The 17,062-nt window shown below is 67.8% G+C and carries 13 protein-coding genes and 1 tRNA gene; 5 read left to right on the forward strand and 9 right to left on the reverse strand.

Translation table 11 applies throughout. From position 1 onward, the window contains the following. Nucleotides 1–26: 26 nt before the first annotated feature. Nucleotides 27–113: transfer RNA gene (locus N5C18_RS01005), tRNA-Leu, on the forward strand. A 150-nt stretch (nucleotides 114–263) separates the two neighbouring features. On the opposite strand, the gene emrB is transcribed toward N5C18_RS01005, so the two are convergent. Genes emrB through emrR form a run of 4 tightly spaced genes read right to left on the reverse strand, consistent with a single transcriptional unit; the run spans nucleotide 264 to nucleotide 4,987 of the window. After that, nucleotides 264–1,853 (reverse strand): multidrug efflux MFS transporter permease subunit EmrB, encoded by a 1,590-nt coding sequence (gene emrB / locus N5C18_RS01010; RefSeq protein WP_006427717.1) that lies wholly within the window; start codon nucleotides 1,851–1,853, stop codon nucleotides 264–266. A 7-nt stretch (nucleotides 1,854–1,860) separates the two neighbouring features. Continuing rightward, nucleotides 1,861–3,042, reverse strand: a complete 1,182-nt coding sequence (gene emrA / locus N5C18_RS01015; RefSeq protein ID WP_006427716.1) for a multidrug efflux MFS transporter periplasmic adaptor subunit EmrA — start codon at nucleotides 3,040–3,042, stop codon at nucleotides 1,861–1,863. 11 nt (nucleotides 3,043–3,053) lie between these two features. Further along, nucleotides 3,054–4,547: a multidrug efflux transporter outer membrane subunit EmrC gene (gene emrC, locus N5C18_RS01020; RefSeq protein ID WP_053449230.1), complete on the reverse strand. Its 1,494-nt coding sequence runs from the start codon at nucleotides 4,545–4,547 to the stop codon at nucleotides 3,054–3,056. Next, the gene (emrR, locus tag N5C18_RS01025; protein ID WP_005408766.1) at nucleotides 4,544–4,987 is read right to left on the reverse strand and encodes a multidrug efflux system transcriptional regulator EmrR; all 444 of its coding nucleotides are present in this window, start codon (nucleotides 4,985–4,987) and stop codon (nucleotides 4,544–4,546) included. Before emrR ends, emrC begins: the two co-directional genes overlap by 4 nt. Before the next feature lie 172 nt (nucleotides 4,988–5,159). Between emrR and N5C18_RS01030 the strand changes: the two genes are divergently transcribed. Then, nucleotides 5,160–6,041 carry a helix-turn-helix transcriptional regulator gene (locus N5C18_RS01030; protein WP_180878278.1) on the forward strand — a complete coding sequence of 294 codons (882 nt, stop codon included), beginning with the start codon at nucleotides 5,160–5,162 and terminating at the stop codon, nucleotides 6,039–6,041. 60 nt (nucleotides 6,042–6,101) lie between these two features. Next, a complete protein-coding gene (gene parC / locus N5C18_RS01035) occupies nucleotides 6,102–8,345 on the forward strand; it encodes a DNA topoisomerase IV subunit A (RefSeq protein ID WP_053508209.1) in 2,244 nt (747 codons plus the stop codon). Nucleotides 8,346–8,701: 356 nt separating this feature from the next. On the opposite strand, the gene bfr is transcribed toward parC, so the two are convergent. Next, nucleotides 8,702–9,190 carry a bacterioferritin gene (gene bfr, locus N5C18_RS01040; RefSeq protein WP_004151115.1) on the reverse strand — a complete coding sequence of 163 codons (489 nt, stop codon included), beginning with the start codon at nucleotides 9,188–9,190 and terminating at the stop codon, nucleotides 8,702–8,704. Between the two features lie 123 nt (nucleotides 9,191–9,313). Here bfr and N5C18_RS01045 point away from each other — a divergent pair, with 123 nt between their 5' ends. Continuing rightward, on the forward strand, nucleotides 9,314–11,641 hold the full coding sequence (locus N5C18_RS01045) for a penicillin acylase family protein (RefSeq protein WP_279943601.1): 2,328 nt from the start codon (nucleotides 9,314–9,316) through the stop codon (nucleotides 11,639–11,641). A gap of 31 nt (nucleotides 11,642–11,672) precedes the next feature. Here the strand turns inward: N5C18_RS01045 and asnB are convergent, their stop codons facing one another. Continuing rightward, entirely contained in the window at nucleotides 11,673–13,364 is a 1,692-nt protein-coding gene (asnB, locus tag N5C18_RS01050) for an asparagine synthase B (RefSeq protein ID WP_279943602.1), read from the reverse strand. Between the two features lie 343 nt (nucleotides 13,365–13,707). Between asnB and N5C18_RS01055 the strand changes: the two genes are divergently transcribed. Then, nucleotides 13,708–14,586: a sel1 repeat family protein gene (locus tag N5C18_RS01055; RefSeq protein ID WP_279943603.1), complete on the forward strand. Its 879-nt coding sequence runs from the start codon at nucleotides 13,708–13,710 to the stop codon at nucleotides 14,584–14,586. Nucleotides 14,587–14,666: 80 nt separating this feature from the next. On the opposite strand, the gene dapE is transcribed toward N5C18_RS01055, so the two are convergent. Genes dapE through N5C18_RS01070 form a run of 3 tightly spaced genes read right to left on the reverse strand, consistent with a single transcriptional unit; the run spans nucleotide 14,667 to nucleotide 17,060 of the window. Next, the gene (gene dapE, locus N5C18_RS01060) at nucleotides 14,667–15,794 is read right to left on the reverse strand and encodes a succinyl-diaminopimelate desuccinylase (protein WP_164241138.1); all 1,128 of its coding nucleotides are present in this window, start codon (nucleotides 15,792–15,794) and stop codon (nucleotides 14,667–14,669) included. Beyond that, nucleotides 15,791–16,162, reverse strand: coding sequence for an arsenate reductase (locus N5C18_RS01065; RefSeq protein WP_279943604.1), 372 nt, complete (start codon nucleotides 16,160–16,162; stop codon nucleotides 15,791–15,793). The genes dapE and N5C18_RS01065 overlap by 4 nt, the downstream gene beginning before the upstream one ends. A gap of 31 nt (nucleotides 16,163–16,193) precedes the next feature. Next, nucleotides 16,194–17,060 (reverse strand): hypothetical protein, encoded by an 867-nt coding sequence (locus tag N5C18_RS01070; protein WP_053449224.1) that lies wholly within the window; start codon nucleotides 17,058–17,060, stop codon nucleotides 16,194–16,196. Between the last annotated feature and the right edge of the window lie 2 nt (nucleotides 17,061–17,062).

The raw sequence follows: 17,062 nt of genomic DNA on the forward strand, positions 1-17,062 counted from the left end.
GTTCCCCATAATTCGTCTCCTGAGTCGCCCAGGTGGCGGAATTGGTAGACGCACTAGCTTCAGGTGCTAGCGGGGGCAACTTCGTGGAGGTTCGAGTCCTCTCCTGGGCACCATGACTCAGCAAATGATCAAACCCGCGCAAGCGGGTTTTTTCATGCCCGTCATCCGGGCACATCCACGCGACGCGTGCATGCATCGCGATGAGGCTGCAAACAAAAACCCCGCCTTCCGGCGGGGTCTTGTTTTTCATCAATACCCGTCGGTCAATGCCCGCCACCGGCCGAGGCCGCACCTGCACCGGCGCCGAACGGTGGCTTGGCCAGCCACAGGAAGGCAATGATCGCCAGGAAGATCCAGCCCAGCAGGAAGAAGATGTCGTTGAAGCCCATCTGCGATGCCTGGTGGTTGATCATGTTGTTCAGCACCGCCGCGCCATGTTGCAGGTCACCCTGCCCCATTGCCGCCACCTGGTCCTGCATGCCCGGCTGATAGGCCGAGATGTGCTCGGTCAGGTCGGCATGGTGCACCTGGGTGCGCCGCGCCCACAGCCACGTCGTCAGCGATGCCGCGAAGCTGCCGCCCAGCGTACGCAGGAAGGTGGCCAGGCCGGAGCCCGCCGCGATCTCGCGCCCATCCAGGTCCGACAGCAGGATCTGCAGCACCGGCATGAAGAACAGCGCGACACCAATACCCATGATCAGCTGCACGCCGGCCACGTGCATGTAGTCCACCTGCAGGTTGAAGTTCGAGCGCAGGAAGCTGGTCATCGACAGCACGATGAAGGCCACCGTGGCCAGCATGCGCATGTCGAAGCGCGATGCGTACTTGCCCACGAACGGGGTCATGATCACCGGCAGGATGCCGATCGGCGCGGTCGCCAGGCCCGCCCAGATCGCGGTGTAGCCCATGTCACGCTGCAGCCACTGCGGGATCAGCAAGGCCACGCTGAAGAACGCCGCATAGGCCACCACCATCGCCAGCGTACCGGCGCGGAAGTTGCGATGGCGGAACAGCTTCAGGTCGACGATCGGATCCTTGTCGGTCAGTTCCCAGATCAGGAACACCGTCAGCGCCACCACGGCCACACAGGCCAGCACCACGATCTTCATCGACGAGAACCAGTCCTCGTCATTGCCCAGGTCGAGCACCAGCTGTAGCGCACCGACGCCGATCACCAGGGTGATCAGGCCGACGTAGTCCATCTTCGGTTTCTCGATCTGCTCCGGGCGACCCTTCAGCTGGTTGCCCACCACCAGCGCGGCGAAGATGCCCAACGGCACGTTGATCAGGAAGATCCATTCCCAGCTGTAGTTGTCGGTGATCCAGCCACCGAGGATGGGGCCGCAGATCGGCGCCACCACGGTGATCATGGCCAGCAGCGCCAACGCCTGCCCGCGTTTCTCGCGGGGATAGATCGAGACCAGCAGCGACTGCGTGATCGGGTACATCGGGCCGGCCACGAAGCCCTGCAGCGCGCGCGATACCACCAGCATGCCCATGCTCTGCGCCAGGCCGCACAGCAGCGAGGTGATGACGAAGGCCAGCGTGGCCCAGACGAACAGCTTGCGTTCGCCGAAGCGGCGGCTGAGCCAGCCGGTCAGCGGCAGCGCGATGGCCGTGCTGACCGCGAACGAGGTGATGACCCAGGTCGCCTGCTGCGAACTGGCACCGAGATTACCGGCGATGGTCGGCAGCGAGACGTTGGCGATGGTGGTGTCGAGCACCTGCATGAACGACGCCATCGCCAGGCCCACGGTGCACAGGGCGACACTGGGCGGCAGGAACCCGGAGGCCGCACCTGGCGCCGCCGGTGCGCCCGGAGCGCCGGGCGCGGCTGGAGCTTGTGCGGACATGGCGACCTCAGCCCGCCTTCGCCTGCTGCTGCGGCAGGTTGCCCTGGATGATCGTGTGGATCACCTCATCGGCATCATGCAGCTGCTTGGCATACACATCGGTGTCGAACACCGTGCCCTTGGCCGCCGCGCTCGGCAGCACTTCGCCCTTCTGGTCGCGCAGGCTCACTTCGGCCTTCATCGACAGGCCGATGCGCAGCGGGTGCTCGGCCAGCTGCTTGGCATCGATGGCGATGCGCACCGGCACGCGCTGCACGATCTTGATCCAGTTGCCGCTGGCGTTCTGCGCCGGCAGCAGCGAGAACGCCGAGCCGGTGCCCAGGCCCAGGCTCTGGATGCGGCCCTTGTACTTCACGTCACCGGCGTACAGGTCGGACTTCAGCTCCACTTCCTGGCCCAGGCGCATGTGGCGCAGCTGGGTTTCCTTGAAGTTGGCCTCGACCCACATCTGCTCGGTCGGCACCACGGCCATCAGGGCATTGCCCGGCTGCACGCGCTGGCCGACCTGCACCGAACGACGGGCAACGTAGCCGGTGACCGGCGCGACGATGCCGGCGCGGGCATTGTTGAGGAAGGCCTGGCGCAGCTGCGCGGCCGCCGCCTGCACGTCCGGCTGGGTGGCGATCACGGTGTCGTCGACCAGCGCGCGGTTGCGCTCGACGGTCTCACGCGAACCGGCCACGGCCGCTTCGGCGGCCGCCAGCTCATCGCGGGCATGGGCCAGTTCTTCGTTGGAGATGGCGCCGGTGGCGGCCAGGTCCTTGCGGCGGGCGAAGTCGTCGCGCACGCGCTTCAGGGTCACCTGGCGGGCATTCAGGTCTGCCTGCGCGCCCTCCACGCTGCGGTACAGGCCGCGGGTCTGGCGCACCGTCTTGGCCAGGTTGGCTTCGGCCTGCTGCAGCGCCACCGAGGTGTCGGACGGGTCCAGCTGCACCAGCAGCTGGCCGCGCTCGACGCGCATGCCGTCATCGGCGTTGATGGCGACCACGGTACCGGCCACCAGCGGGGTGATCTGCACCTGGTTGCCCTGCACGTAGGCATCGTCGGTCTCTTCGAACCAACGGCCGAACATGAAGTACCACAGCGCCAGTGCGGCAAGCAGCAGCACGACGATCACGAACAGGCCGCGCAGCAGGTTGCCGCGGCGGTTGGAGGCGGCCGGGGCCGCGGTGTCTTGGGTCTGGCTCATGGTGGAGGTCTTCAGGAATGCGAGGAATCGGAATGTGAGGCAATCGGGGCGCGGTCGGCGTCAGCGGGCTGGAAACCACCGCCCAAGGCCTTGCTCAGGCGCACCGAGGTCTGCACCTGCTGCGACTGCAGGCCGGCCAGCTGCTGCTGCGATTGCAGCAGGGTGGACTGCGCGGTCAGCACGTCCAGGTAGCTGCCGATGCCGGCGCGGTAGCGCTGCTGGGCCAGGTCGAAGGCCGAACGTGCGGTGTCCACGGCCTGCTGCTGCGCGTGCGCCTGCTGTGCCAGCGAACGCACCGCATTGACCTGGTCGGCGACGTCGCGCAGTGCGTCGAGCACGGCCTGGTTGTAGTTGGCCACCGCCAGGTCGTACTGCGCATCGGTGTTGGCCAGGTTGGCGCGCAGCTTGCCGCCTTCGAAGATCGGCAGGCTCAGCGCCGGGCCGATGTAAGCGAAGGTGGAACTGCTCTTCAGCAGATCGCCCACGTTCGGGGCGACCACGCCGGCCAGCGCGGTCAGGTTGAAGCTCGGGTAGAACTTGGTCCTGGCGACTTTGATCTGCTTGTCGGCCGCTTCCACGCGCCAGCGCGCAGCCACGATATCCGGGCGACGGCCAAGCAGTTCGCTCGGCAGCACACCCGGCAGCTGCAACGCCATCGGGTTCAGCGGCTGCGGGCGCTGGATCGACAGGCCCCGGTCCGGGCCCTTGCCGACCAGCGCGGCCAGCGCGGTGCGGGCAGCGTCGATGCGCTGCTGCGCGGCCAGCACCTGCTGCTGCGCGGCCGGCACGCGGGCCTCGGCCTGGCGCACCTGCAGGTCACTGTCGATGCCGGCGCTGCGGCGCTGGCGGGTCAGCTGAAGCGACTTCTGCGAGCGGGTCAGTTCTTCCTCGGCCACGTCATTGAGCTGCCAGGCGTAGGCCAGGTCGGCGTAAGCCTGGGCGATGCCGGTGGACAGGTTCAGGCGTGCCGCCTGGGCTTCGACCGTGGCGGCATGCGCGCCATCCACGGCCGCTTCCCAGGCCGCGCGCTTGCCGCCCCACAGGTCCACGCCGTAGCTGAAGTCGAAGGCAACCTGGCTGCTGCCGCCGTAGCGGCCGCCCATCTCGCTGCCGACCATCGATTCGGGCAGGCGCAGGCCGGTGTAGCCACCGGACACCGACAGGCTGGGCAGCTGATCGGCTCGTGCGGTGCCGACCTGGGCCTGGGCCTGGCGCAGGCGTGCATCGGCGGCATCAAGGCTCGGGTGGCCGGCGAGGCCTTCAGCGATCAGCGCGTCCAGCTGCGCGTCGCCCAGTGCCTTCCACCAGTCCTGCGCCGGGAAACCGGTGGCGCTCAGGTCGGTGTCGGCCAGGGTACGTTCGCTGTGCAGGCTGTCCACCTCAAGCACGTGGCCCTGCGGGGTGAGGCCGCGGCTGCTGGCGCAGGCGGCCAGGGCCAGGGCCAGCGCTGACACCAGCAGCGCGCGCCCGGACCGGCGGAGAGTGGGATGCGGGATCGGGTTCATGGGGTCGTCAGTGAATCGCGGATTCGGGTAAGGAGGGACAGCAGCAGCGTGCGCTCATCGGCGGAAAGATCACGCAGCGCGTAATCCATCACCGCGTCGCCGCGCAGCTTCAGCCGCGCCCACAGCGCGCGGCCTTCGTCGGTCAGCACGATCTGCAGTGCACGCCGGTCCTGCGCATGCGGCTCGCGGCGGACGCAGCCCAGTGCTTCCAGCTTGTCCAGCAGGCGGGTCACCGCACTGGGCACCTGGTCGATGGCCTGGGCCAGTTCGTTGGCGGTACAGGGGGCCATGTGCGAAAGCACCTTCAGCCCGATGTAGTGGGTGAAGCCGATGCCCAGATCTTCTTCAGCCATGGACGCGTCGAGTTGGCGGACCAGGCCGTCGCGCACCTGGCGCAGCAGCAGGCCGAAGCTGGGGGGAGTGGTTGCAGGACAGATCATGGGGGAGCATTCTCTTCCAAAAAAAATATTTCTCAATGGAAATATTCGATCTGGCATCGAATGCTGTGTTGCAGCAGCGGGCTCGATCAGTGAAGGCGCCTACCTTAATGATCTGGTCAGGTGGCCCGGTAGTACAATCCAGCCAATGGATGACACATTTCAGCCAGCGGATATGATGAACAAGGCAGAAATCCCCCCTCCCAAGCGCCTGCTGCGTGACGACGCGCTGGACTGGTTCGAGCGCAACGATGGCCCACCGGTCGTCGCCTTCCGCTTCGACAGCCCGCAGGGCCTTGTCCGCGAAGTGGACTGGCACCACCACCAGCGCGCGCAGCTGATCTGTGTCGAGCGCGGCCTGCTGACCACCCGCACCTCGCACGGCACCTGGTCACTGGCGCCGGGTTCGGCCGGCTGGATGCCGCCGCTTGAGCCACATACGGTCACCCTCGACGGGCCGTTGCGCGGCTGGGGCATGGCCCTGGCGGCGCCTGCCTGCTCCACCCTGCCCTCCGATCCGTGCGTGCTGGGCCTGTCCAAGCTTGCCCAGGCACTGGCCGACCGCATCTGCGAATGGCCGTTGGGTTATGCCACCACGCCCGAGCGCCAGCACATCATCGACGTGCTGCTGGACGAGATCCGCACCGCCCCGCGCCAGCGCATGCACCTGCCGATGCCGCATGACCGGCGCCTGCTGAAGATCGCCTCACAGCTGCTGGCCGACCCGTCCGACGAGCGCAGCCTGGCCGAATGGGCGCACTGGGCCGGGCTTTCCCCGCGCAGCCTGACCCGCCACTTCCGCGACGAGACCACCCTCAGCTTCGCCCAGTGGCGGCAGCAGGCCCGCCTGTCCGAGGCCCTGCGCCAACTGACCGACGGCCGCAGCGTGGCCGATATCGCCCATGCGCTGGGCTTCAGCAGCGCCAGCGCCTTCGTCACCGTGTTCCGCCGCCACTTCGGGCTGCCACCCGGGCGCTACCTGGCACGCGCCGGGCATGGCCTGGAAACCGGGCTGGACCCTGCGCGCGGCTTGGCATCCCCCGCCGCATCCGGATAATCACAGGATTGCGAGCGGCGACCGCCGTCGCCGCCTCCCGACAACAGGTAACAACGCCGCATGACCGAACTTGCCCGCCCCGTGTTCCACGGATTCGAACAACTGCCGCTGCGCGAGTACGCCGAGCGCGCCTACCTCGACTACTCGATGTACGTGGTCCTGGACCGCGCCCTGCCGTTCATCGGCGACGGCCTGAAGCCGGTGCAGCGCCGCATCATCTATTCGATGAGCGAGCTGGGCCTGAATGCCGCGTCCAAGCCGAAGAAGTCCGCGCGCACCGTCGGTGACGTCATCGGTAAATACCACCCGCACGGCGACAGCGCGTGCTACGAAGCGCTGGTGCTGATGGCCCAGCCGTTCTCGTACCGCTATCCGCTGATCGAGGGCCAGGGCAACTTCGGCTCCAGCGACGACCCGAAGTCGTTCGCGGCGATGCGTTACACCGAATCCAAGCTGACCCCGATCGCCGAAGTGCTGCTGGGCGAACTGGGCCAGGGCACCACCGACTGGGCGCCGAACTTCGACGGCACCCTGCAGGAACCAACCTGGATGCCGGCGCGGCTGCCGCACCTGCTGCTCAACGGCACCACCGGCATCGCCGTGGGCATGGCCACCGACGTGCCGCCGCACAATCTCAACGAGATCGTCAGCGCGCTGCTGCACCTGCTGGACAACCCCGAGGCCAGCGTGCGCGACCTGTGCGAACACGTGCAGGGCCCGGACTACCCGTCCAGCGCCGAGATCATCACCGCGGCCAGCGATCTGCGGAACATGTACGAGACCGGCAACGGCAGCGTGCGTGCACGTGCGACCTTCACCAAGGAAGCCAACAACATCGTGGTCACGGCGCTGCCGTTCCAGGTGTCGCCGTCGAAGGTGATCGAGCAGATCGCCGCGCAGATGCGCGCCAAGAAGCTGCCGTGGCTGGAAGACATCCGCGATGAGTCCGACCACGCCAACCCGGTGCGGGTGGTGCTGGTGCCGCGCTCCAACCGCGTCGACGCCGAACAGCTGATGGGCCACCTGTTCGCGACCACGGACATGGAGCGCAGCTACCGCGTCAACCTCAACGTGATCGGGCTGGACGGCCGTCCTCAGGTGAAGAACCTGAAGATGCTGCTCAGCGAATGGCTGACCTTCCGCAGCAATACCGTCACCCGCCGCCTGCAGCACCGCCTGCAGAAGGTCGAGCGCCGCCTGCACCTGTTGGAAGGTCTGCTGGTCGCGTTCCTCAACCTGGACGAGGTGATCCACATCATCCGTACCGAGGACGAACCGAAGGCAGCGCTGATCGCGCGCTTCGGCCTGTCCGACGACCAGGCCGAGTACATCCTGGAAACCAAGCTGAAGCAGCTGGCGCGCCTGGAAGAGATGAAGATCCGCGGCGAGCAGGACGAGCTGGCCAAGGAGCGCGAGAAGATCCTCGGCATCCTCGACAGCAAGGCCAAGCTGAAGAAGCTGATCCGCGACGAACTGACCGCCGATGCCAGGAAGTTCGGCGACGCACGCCGTTCGCCGCTGGTGCAGCGCCAGGCCGCGCAGGCCATCGACGAGACCGAGCTGGTGCCGAGCGAGCCGATGACCGTCGTGCTGTCGGAGAAGGGCTGGATCCGTGCCGCCAAGGGCCACGACGTCGATGCGTCCGCCCTGTCCTACCGCGATGGCGACGCCCTGCAGGGCGCGGTGCGCGCGCGCAGTACCCAGCAGGTCGCGTTCCTCGACAGCGAGGGCCGCGCCTACTCGACGCCGGTGCATACCCTGCCGTCCGCTCGCGGCAACGGTGAACCGCTGACCGGCCGCTTCTCGCCGGCGCCGGGCACCAGCTTCGTCACCCTGGCCAGTGCCGAACCGGAGACGCGCTTCGTGCTGGCCTCCAGCCATGGCTACGGCTTCGTCACCCGCTTCGAGAACCTGATCGGCCGCAACAAGGCCGGCAAGGCGATGCTGAACCTGTCGGCCGGCTCGTCGGTGCTGATCCCTTCGGTGGTTGCCAACGTCGCCACTGATCGCATCGTGGCGGTGACCAGCTCGGGCAACCTGCTGGCGATCGCCGCCAACGACCTGCCGGAACTGGACAAGGGCAAGGGTAACAAGATCATCGAGATCCCCAAGGCCAAGCTGGCCACCGAGCGGGTCGTGGCGATCGTGGCGATCAGCCCGGGGCAGACCCTGCAGGTACGCAGCGGCCAGCGCACCATGGGCCTGAAGTTCAACGAGCTGGACGCCTATCTCGGCGCCCGCGCCACCCGCGGCCACCTGTTGCCGCGTGGCTGGCAGAAGGTGGAAGGCCTGTCGGTGGAGTGACCGGTAGTGCCGGCCGCTGGCCGGCAACGTTGGATCCGAGCAACATTCAGCAGTTGCCGGCCAGCGGCCGGCACTACCGGAATCCAGGGACGTCAGACACGAAAAAGCCGGGGCATGCCCCGGCTTTTTCGTTGTCGGCTGGCGGGCGGTGGAGCAGCTGGCGGGCGAAGGCTGGCTGGCGGGGCTCCGATGCTGGCGGGCGACAGAACGCTGTGCTTCTTCTGGTAGAGCCGACCGCTGGTCGGCTGCTTCTGGCTCCTGGTAGAGCCGACTGTTAGTCGGCTGCTTTTTGAAGAGCAGCCGACCAGCGGTCGGCTCTACCGGGTGGTCGCCGGGAATTGCCCAGCGCCTGCGGCTCAGTGCGCCGGGGCGCCGTTGCCGTCGATCTTGCTCAGCTGGTACAGCTCCAGGCCGATCCGCTTGATCAGGCCCAGCTGCTGCTCCAGCCACCAGGCATGGTCTTCCTCGGTGTCCTTCAGCTGCGCCAGCAGCATGTCGCGGCTGACGTAGTCACCCTTCTCTTCGCACAGCTTCATGCCGGCGGCGAGATTGTTCCGAACCGCGTATTCAGTATCCAGATCCTTCTGCAGCATCTCCTCCACGGTCTTGCCCGGCTCGGTGGCATGCGGGCGCATGTCCGGGTCGCCGCCCAGGAACAGGATGCGGCGCAGCAGCGCGTCGGCGTGCTGGGTCTCTTCTTCCATCTCGTGGTTCAGGCGTTCGTACAGCGCGAACAGGCCCTGGTCCTCGTAGCGGCGGGAATGGATGAAGTACTGGTCGCGGGCAGCAAGCTCGCCGCGCAGCAGTTCCTTCAGGCAGGCGATGACGTCCGGGTTGCCTTTCATGGGGGGCTCCTGTGAATCGATGCGGCATAGGGTGACGCATTTCCGGCGACGGTGATCTAATCGGAATCAGTCGCAGTTGCGCCTGCGGCTACAATCGACCCTCGAGCGTGGAAAGGACGTGCGATGCGACGTACATGGCGTTGGGTGCTGGGCGTGTTGATCGCCATCGTGCTGGTCACCGTTCTGGTGCTGTGGCTGCTGCTGAGCGGCAGCCTGGCCGACCTGGACGGCGAGCATGCGCTGCCGGGCCTGGCCAAGCCGGTCACCGTCGAGCGCGACGCGCTGGGCGTGGTCACCATCACCGCCGGCAACCAGGCCGACGCGATGCGTGCGCTGGGCCGCGTGCATGCGCAGGAACGCTATTTCGAGATGGACCTGATGCGGCGCAGTGCCGCGGGCGAGCTGTCGGCGCTGTTCGGGCCGAAGGCCGTCGACGCCGACAAGCGCATGCGCGTGCATCGCCTGCGCGCGCGTACCGAGGCGAACATGCAGGCCGCACTGGGCAGCAACGCCGAAGCCATGGGGGCTTACGTGGCCGGGGTCAATGAAGGCCTGGCCGGGTTGTCCGTGCGGCCTTGGGCGTACCTGCTGCTGCGGCAGGCGCCGCAGCCCTGGCAGGCCAGCGACAGCGTGCTCACCGGGCTAGCCATGTACGCCGACCTGCAGGACCCGGGCAACCAGACCGAACTGGCGCTGAGCCGCATCCGCGCGGTGGTGCCGCCGGCGCTGTACGCCCTGCTCGTCCACGATGGCAGCGAATGGGATGCGCCCCTGTTCGGCGAACCGACCGGCAACGCCGTGCTGCCCGACGCCAGCCAGCTTGATCTGCGCACATTGCAGGGAAAGCCGGGCACCGGACAGGAAGAGGCCGATGCGGTCGGCAGCAACAACTTCGCCGTATCCGGCGCACTGACCGCCGACGGCCGCGCCATCGTCGCCGATGACATGCACCTCGGCCTGCGCGCGCCGGGGCTGTGGTTCCGCGTGCGCCTGCGCTACCCCGACCCGCAGGCCGCGGGCGGCCAGGTCGATGTCACCGGTTTCTCGCTGCCCGGCCTGCCGGCGGTGATCGTCGGCAGCAACGGGCACGTTGCCTGGGGCTTCACCAACAGCTATATCGACACGGCGGACTACCGCACTGAACCGGCCAATGCTGCGGTCACCGTGCATGACGAGCGCATCGCAGTGGCCGGCCAGGCCGACGTGGTGTTCCCGGTGCGCGAAAGCGCCTGGGGCCCCATCCTGCACACGCATGCCGATGGCAGCGGCGATGCCCTGCGCTGGGTCGCGCAGCTGCCGGGTGCGGTGCGCCTGGACTTCGGTGACCTGGCCCGTGCCGGCGATCTGGAAGCCGCCCTGCACTTCGCCGACCAGGCTGGCATCCCCGCACAGAACCTGGTGATCGGCGACCGCAGCGGACGCATCGCCTGGCGCCTGATCGGCGCCCGTCCAGACCGCGGCCCCGGTTGTGCACCGGCCGGCTTCAACGCCGCCAGCAACCAGGACTGCGCGCCCTGGCCGATCCGCAGCGACGCCGCACCGGCACTGATTGATCCACCCAGCCATCGCCTGTGGACCGCCAACGGCCGCGTGCTCGACGGCGAGGCATTGGCCAGCGTTGGCCATGGTGGTTATGACCTTGGGGCCCGTGCGCGGCAGATCCGCGACCTGCTGGCCATCCAGGAGCGCTTCGACGAGCACGACCTGCTGGCGATCCAGCTCGACGACCGCGCAGTGTTCCTGCAACGCTGGTGGGCACTGCTGCACGACGTCATCGAACGCAGTGACGATCCTGCGTTGAAGCGGTTGGGAGAGGCCAGCCATCAATGGGGCGGCCGCGCCTCGGTCAGCTCGGTCAGCTACCGGGTGGTGCGCGAGTTCCGCTCGCAGGTAATGCAGACGCTGTCTGACGCATTACTGGCCCCGGCCAACGCTCGACTGGGAGAGGACTACCTGGACCCGCGGCTGGCGCAGCTGGAAGGCGTCGCCTGGCCGATGCTGCAGCAGCGCCCGGCCAACCTGCTGCCCCCCGCCTTCGACAGCTGGGATGCGCTGTTGAACGATGCGGCACGCCGAACCGAAGCCGAACTGTCCCAACAGGGCCCGCTGGCCCAGCGCAGCTGGGGCGAGCGCAACACGGCGGCGATCTGCCACCCGATCGCACGCGCGCTGCCGGACTTCGCGAAGCGCTGGCTGTGCATGCCGGCCGATCGCCTGCCCGGCGACCGCGACATGCCGCGCGTGCAGACGCCGAATTTCGGCGCCTCGGAGCGGATGGTGGTCTCGCCCGGCCACGAGGCCGACGGCATCGTGCACATGCCCGGCGGCCAGAGCGGCCATCCGCTGTCCCCCTACTGGGGGGCCGGCCATGAAGACTGGGTGCATGGCCGCCCGACCCCGTTCCTGCCGGGCAAGGCCCAGCATGTGATGACGCTGGTGCCTGCACGGTAATGCCGGCTAGCGGCCGGCACTGCCTCCGGCGCTAGGCCAGTGCCTGTTCGTGCACGCCGGCAATCGCACGCCCGGACGGGTCGGCCGCTGCCGCGAAACTGGCATCCCATGCAATCGCCGCCGGCGACGAACAGGCGATCGACTTGCCGCCCGGCACCGTCTCGGCAGCTGCGCGACTGGGGAAGAACTGCTCGAACAGGTGGCGGTAGTAGTACGCCTCCTTGGTCTGCGGCGGGTTGTGCGCGAAGCGCTTGTCCGCGGCCGCCAGCACACGGTCGCTCACCTGTGCTTCGGCATGCGCCTTCAGCCCGTCGATCCAGCCGTAGCCGACGCCATCGCTGAACTGCTCCTTCTGCCGCCACAGGATGCTGTCCGGCAGGTAGCCGTCGAACGCCTCGCGCAGCACCGCCTTCTCGATGCGGCGGCCACCGAACCCGGCGCAGACCATCTTGTGCGCGGCGTCGAAACGCATCGCCACGTCGAGGAATTCGCGATCCAGGAACGGCACGCGCGGCTCCACGCCCCAGGCCATCATCGACTTGTTGGCGCGCAGGCAGTCGTAGTTGTGCAGGGCATCGAGCTTGCGCACCAGTTCATCGTGGAATTCGCGCGCATCCGGCGCCTTGTGGAAGTACAGGTAGCCGCCGAAGATTTCGTCGCTGCCTTCGCCGGACAGCACCATCTTCACTCCCATCGCCTTGATCCGCCGCGCCAGCAGGAACATCGGCGTCGATGCGCGGATGGTGGTGACGTCATAGGTCTCGATGTGGCGGATCACTTCCGGCAGTGCATCCAGGCCCTCCTCGAAGGTGTATTCGAAACCGTGGTGCACGGTGCCCAGCGCTTCGGCGGCAACCGCTGCGGCTGCCAGATCGGGCGAGCCCTTAAGGCCGATCGCAAACGAGTGCAGGCGCGGCCACCAGGCTTCGGTCTGGCCGCCGTCCTCGATGCGACGGCGTGCATAGCGTGCAGCCACGGCAGCGACCAGCGAGGAATCGAGGCCACCGGACAACAGCACCCCGTACGGCACGTCACTCATCAGCTGGCGTTCGACCGCATGCTCGAAGGCCTGGCGAAGCTCGGCCAGGTCGGCCTGGCGGCCCTGCACATCCGCGTACTCGCGCCACGGCTGCTGGTAATAGCGCACCAGTTCGCCGCTGGCACTGTCGAAATAGTGGCCTGGCGGGAACTGCGCGACATCGGCGCAGGAATCGACCAGCGCCTTCATCTCCGAGGCCACGCGCAGGCGCCCCTGCGCATCATGGCCCCAGTACAGCGGCACCACGCCGACCGGATCGCGCGCCACCAGCACGCGACCGCTGTCACGGTCCCACAGCGCGAAGGCGAAGATGCCGTTGAGCTGCTCCAGCCACTGCGCCGGCGATCCGCCCTGGCGGTACAGCGCGTTGATCACTTCGCAGTCCGAACCGGTCTGGAAGTCATAGGCGGTGGTCAGCGCGGCCTTCAGCTGCTGGTGGTTGTAGATCTCCCCGTTCACCGCCAACGCCAGCTGGCCGTCGGCCGACAGCAACGGTTGCGAGCCGCCGGCCGGATCGACGATGGCCAGCCGCTCATGGACCAGCAGTGCGCCCTCGTCGAGGTACACGCCGCTCCAGTCCGGGCCGCGGTGGCGCTGGCGCTGCGACAGTTCCAGCGCGTGGCGGCGCAGGGCGGGAAGATCGTCACCGGCCTGCAGGCCGAAGATTCCGAAGATCGAACACATGGCGGAGCTCCTGTTGGGGGATTTCACGGGTGGGAAGGTGTTCGACCGGCCATCCAGGCCCGGGTGGGGCTGCGCCCGGGCACAAAAAAACCCGCATCGGCCGATGCGGGTTTTCTGGTGTCCGGGCGTATGTTGCTGTCTATCTACCCAGGGCGCAGTCCCGCATCGGCCGCGCACGATTATTCGCGCGCAGATTGTTGCGGTTGTTGTTGACGGCGGTGGTCAGGCGGATCGACATGGCATCGACCCTACCCCGGTTTCCGGCACGGCGCAACAGTTGCGTCGGCAACCAGCTGGACCGCCTGGCGGCGCATAATGGCCCGCCCTGCAATGTGTAACTGGAATGCAACACCGCAATGGACGCACCGGGGCGCTGGCCGCCCTGCTCTGCCTGGGCCTGGCCGCATGCCAGACCCTGCCCCCGCCTTCGCCCCTGCCGCCAGCCCAGCTGCAAAGCCTGGAGCAACGCGGCACCGACGGCAGCTTCGACGGTGCCTGGAACACCGCGCAGACCTTCGAGCACTTCAACGATCCGCGTGCGATCACGTACTACGAGCGCGCCGCTGCGATCACGCCCTGGACCTTCCACAACACCAAGGCGGAAGAAGCACTGGGCCGGATCTGGACGTCCGGCACGCTGCGGCATGCCGACAGCCCCCATATCGATCCTGCACCGGTTCTGCGTGCGTCGTGGCGACGTGGCGAACGCGCCTACCTGGCAGCGGCCAACCACGGCAATCCCTACGCGTTCCATGAACTCGCCACTGCCTATCGCGCGCGCAGCGAGGCGCAGCTGGCATTGCGCTGGGACCTGCGCGCGATGATCTACCACCGCTATCCAAGCCGTTCCTCACGACTGCCGGATGCGGTGGCCGCGCAGGCCGGCACCGTGCACCCGTTGGTGGCCCGCATCCAGCGACGCGCCGAGCGCGGCGATGCCGAAGCGCAGGTGGACCTGGGCGCGCTGCTGGAAAGAGGCGTGGGCCTGCCGCGCGATCCGGCGCGCGCCCTGCAGCTGTACCAGCTCGCCGGTGCGCAGGGCAACGTGTTCGGCCAGTACTTCGCTGGGCTGTTGCTGGGTCGGAGCGCGCCGGGCGTGGAGAAAAACACCGATGCAGCGACGCAATGGTTCGCCAGGGCCGAAGCGCAGCACTTCTACATGGCCGCGCCGAGCTATTGGAAGAAGGCGATCGAGCCGCCGTTCTTCATCTTCTCGGAGTAGTAGAGCCGAGCATGGCTCGGCTCTACAGGAAAGCAGCCTCAGCCGGAGGCGTGCCGACCAACGGTCGGCACCCTCCCTCCTCACACCAGCAGCCGTTCCACCAGCCGCTGGTACAGCCCCGGCAGCGCTTCCAGCTCGTCCACGCGCACGTTCTCGTCCACCTGGTGGATACTGGCGTTGACCGGCCCCACTTCGATGCACTGCGCACCCAGCGGTGCGATGAAGCGCGCGTCGGAGGTGCCACCGCCCGTGCTTTCCTCCGGCGCACGACCGATGTGTTCGGCCAGCACGGCACGCGCAGTGGCGCGCAAGGTACCTTCCGGGGTGTAGAACGGCTCACCGCTGCGATGCCACTTCAGCGTGTACTGCAGGCCATGCCGGTCGAGCAGTGCAGCGATCTCCGCCTCCAGCTTCGGCGCGTCCCAGTGCGGGTTGTAGCGGATGTTGAAGTCCACCTCCAGCTCACCGGGAATCACGTTGTTGGCGCCCGTGCCGGCATGGATGTTGGAGATCTGCAGGCTGGTCGGCGGGAAGCTCTCGTAGCCTTCGTCCCAGCGCCGCGCACTCAGTTCGGCCAGTGCCGGCGCGGCCTGGTGGATGGGATTGCGCGCCTTTTCCGGGTACGCCACATGCCCCTGCACGCCCTGTACGCGCAGCTTGGCCGACAGGCTGCCGCGACGGCCGACACGCAGCAGGTCACCCAGCGTCGCGGTCGACGAAGGCTCACCCGTGATGCACCAGTCGATGCGCTGGCCACGCTCGGCGAACAGGCGTGCCACATGGCGCACGCCATCGATCGCATCGCCTTCTTCGTCGCTGGTCAACAGCACCGCCAGCGTGCCGGGATGATCGGGATGCGCGGCCACGAACTGCTCGGCGGCGACCACGAACGCGGCCACACTGCCCTTCATGTCGGCCGTGCCACGGCCATACAGCACGCCGTCACGGATCGTCGGCATGAACGGGTCGCTCGCCCATGCCTGGCGTGGACCGGGCGGCACCACGTCGGTGTGTCCCAGCAGCACCAGCACCGGCGCGCCGTGGCCATGGGTCGCCCACAGGTTGTCGACCTCGCCCAGGCGCAGGTGATCGCAGTGGAACCCGGCCTGCTTCAGGCGTGCCGCCAGCAACGCCTGGCAGCCGGCATCGTCCGGCGTCACCGAGGGGCGTGCGATCAGCTCGCAGGTCAGGTCGAGGACGGCACTCATGCGCCGCCCACGCCGAAGCGTGCCTTGAATCCGTTGTCACTGAAGCCCTGGCTGACCGTGCCGTCGGCGGTCACCACCACCGGGCGCTTGATCAGCTGCGGGTACTCACGCAGCAGCAGCTTCCACTCGGCATCCGAGTCGGCCGCCTTGCGGTTGTCCGGCAGCTGCCGCCAGGTAGTGGAGGACTTGTTGACCATCGTCGCCAGGCCGCCCAGCTGCGCGGCCCATTCCAGCAGGGTTTCCGGGCTGGGCTTGTTGTCGCGGTAGTCGACGAAGGTGTACGGCACGCCGAAGCGGTCCAGCCACTTGGTCGCCTTCTTGCAGGTATCGCAGTTCTTCAAACCGTAGACAGTGGTGCTCATGGCCATCTGTGATGCTGGAAAACAGAGGGCCAGAATCTCACAACAGGCGCTCGGACACGACCCGGAACGGCACCGCCGGCAGGCGCAGCGCCAGCCCTTCGGCCAGGTTCACGCCCATTGCCTGCAGGCGCGGACAGTGCGCTCCGCCCTCCAGCTGCAGCGGTTGCAGCTGGGTGGTATCCACCGGCAGATCGATGCGGGTGCTGGCCCAGCGCCCATCGCAGGTACGTGCGATGGCCTCGTCCTGGCAGGTCAGGAATCGCAACCGCGCGTCATGGCCATCGCAGAACCCGGCCCATGCCGAAGGGTTCCAGCCTTCGGCGGCGCGCCACTGCAGATGCAGCGCCGGGGCACTGCCCTGCCCGCCTTCGATCCAGGTCTGCCCGCCGCCATCGGCGCGTATCTGGTGTTCGAAACGCGTGGACAGGTGGGGTTGCATCGCATCGCTGAACGCGCGTGCACCGGCCACGAAGGCCAGCTGGTCCATCACGTTGCGGTCGAACAGCACCACCGGCGTCCCGTCCGGAGCATCGTCCCGGCGCAGGTACCAGCGCCAGTTGCTCTGGCGTGGCGAGGGCATCAGCGCGCGCAGCGGTCCGGCCATGCCGGGCCCGAAATGGCCATGGCGATAGCTGAGGATGGTGTACGGCGTACGCCCTTCATGCACGACGTAGTGATGGCCCGGCGGCGGTGGCGGTGCATGGCGCACATCAACCCACCAGCTCACATACACCACGTCGCGCACGTCGCTGACCAGCGCCGGTATCGGCCAGCGCCGCGACAGCGCACGCCGCAGCCGGGTCCAGCGTGGGGCGTGCAGCAGGCGAGGCAGCATCCGCCCGAACAGGGTGTCGGACGGATGCCGGTAGATCGCGGACTGCGCCAGGTCTTCCGGCGCCGTCACCT

It is taken from the genome of Stenotrophomonas sp. GD03930 (assembly GCF_029839665.1).
Classification (GTDB): Bacteria; Pseudomonadota; Gammaproteobacteria; order Xanthomonadales; family Xanthomonadaceae; genus Stenotrophomonas; species Stenotrophomonas forensis.

What these genes read in the sequence shown, in the direction of transcription:
- N5C18_RS01030 (WP_180878278.1), top strand. Translation starts at nt 5,160, where the DNA reads ATGATGAACAAGGCAGAAATCCCCCCTCCCAAGCGCCTGCTGCGTGAC.
- bfr (WP_004151115.1), bottom strand. Translation starts at nt 9,190, where the DNA reads ATGAAAGGCAACCCGGACGTCATCGCCTGCCTGAAGGAACTGCTGCGC.
- emrB (WP_006427717.1), bottom strand. Translation starts at nt 1,853, where the DNA reads ATGTCCGCACAAGCTCCAGCCGCGCCCGGCGCTCCGGGCGCACCGGCG.
- asnB (WP_279943602.1), bottom strand. Translation starts at nt 13,364, where the DNA reads ATGTGTTCGATCTTCGGAATCTTCGGCCTGCAGGCCGGTGACGATCTT.
- emrA (WP_006427716.1), bottom strand. Translation starts at nt 3,042, where the DNA reads ATGAGCCAGACCCAAGACACCGCGGCCCCGGCCGCCTCCAACCGCCGC.
- emrR (WP_005408766.1), bottom strand. Translation starts at nt 4,987, where the DNA reads ATGATCTGTCCTGCAACCACTCCCCCCAGCTTCGGCCTGCTGCTGCGC.
- N5C18_RS01045 (WP_279943601.1), top strand. Translation starts at nt 9,314, where the DNA reads ATGCGACGTACATGGCGTTGGGTGCTGGGCGTGTTGATCGCCATCGTG.
- dapE (WP_164241138.1), bottom strand. Translation starts at nt 15,794, where the DNA reads ATGAGTGCCGTCCTCGACCTGACCTGCGAGCTGATCGCACGCCCCTCG.
- parC (WP_053508209.1), top strand. Translation starts at nt 6,102, where the DNA reads ATGACCGAACTTGCCCGCCCCGTGTTCCACGGATTCGAACAACTGCCG.
- emrC (WP_053449230.1), bottom strand. Translation starts at nt 4,547, where the DNA reads ATGAACCCGATCCCGCATCCCACTCTCCGCCGGTCCGGGCGCGCGCTG.
- N5C18_RS01055 (WP_279943603.1), top strand. Translation starts at nt 13,708, where the DNA reads ATGCAACACCGCAATGGACGCACCGGGGCGCTGGCCGCCCTGCTCTGC.
- N5C18_RS01065 (WP_279943604.1), bottom strand. Translation starts at nt 16,162, where the DNA reads ATGGCCATGAGCACCACTGTCTACGGTTTGAAGAACTGCGATACCTGC.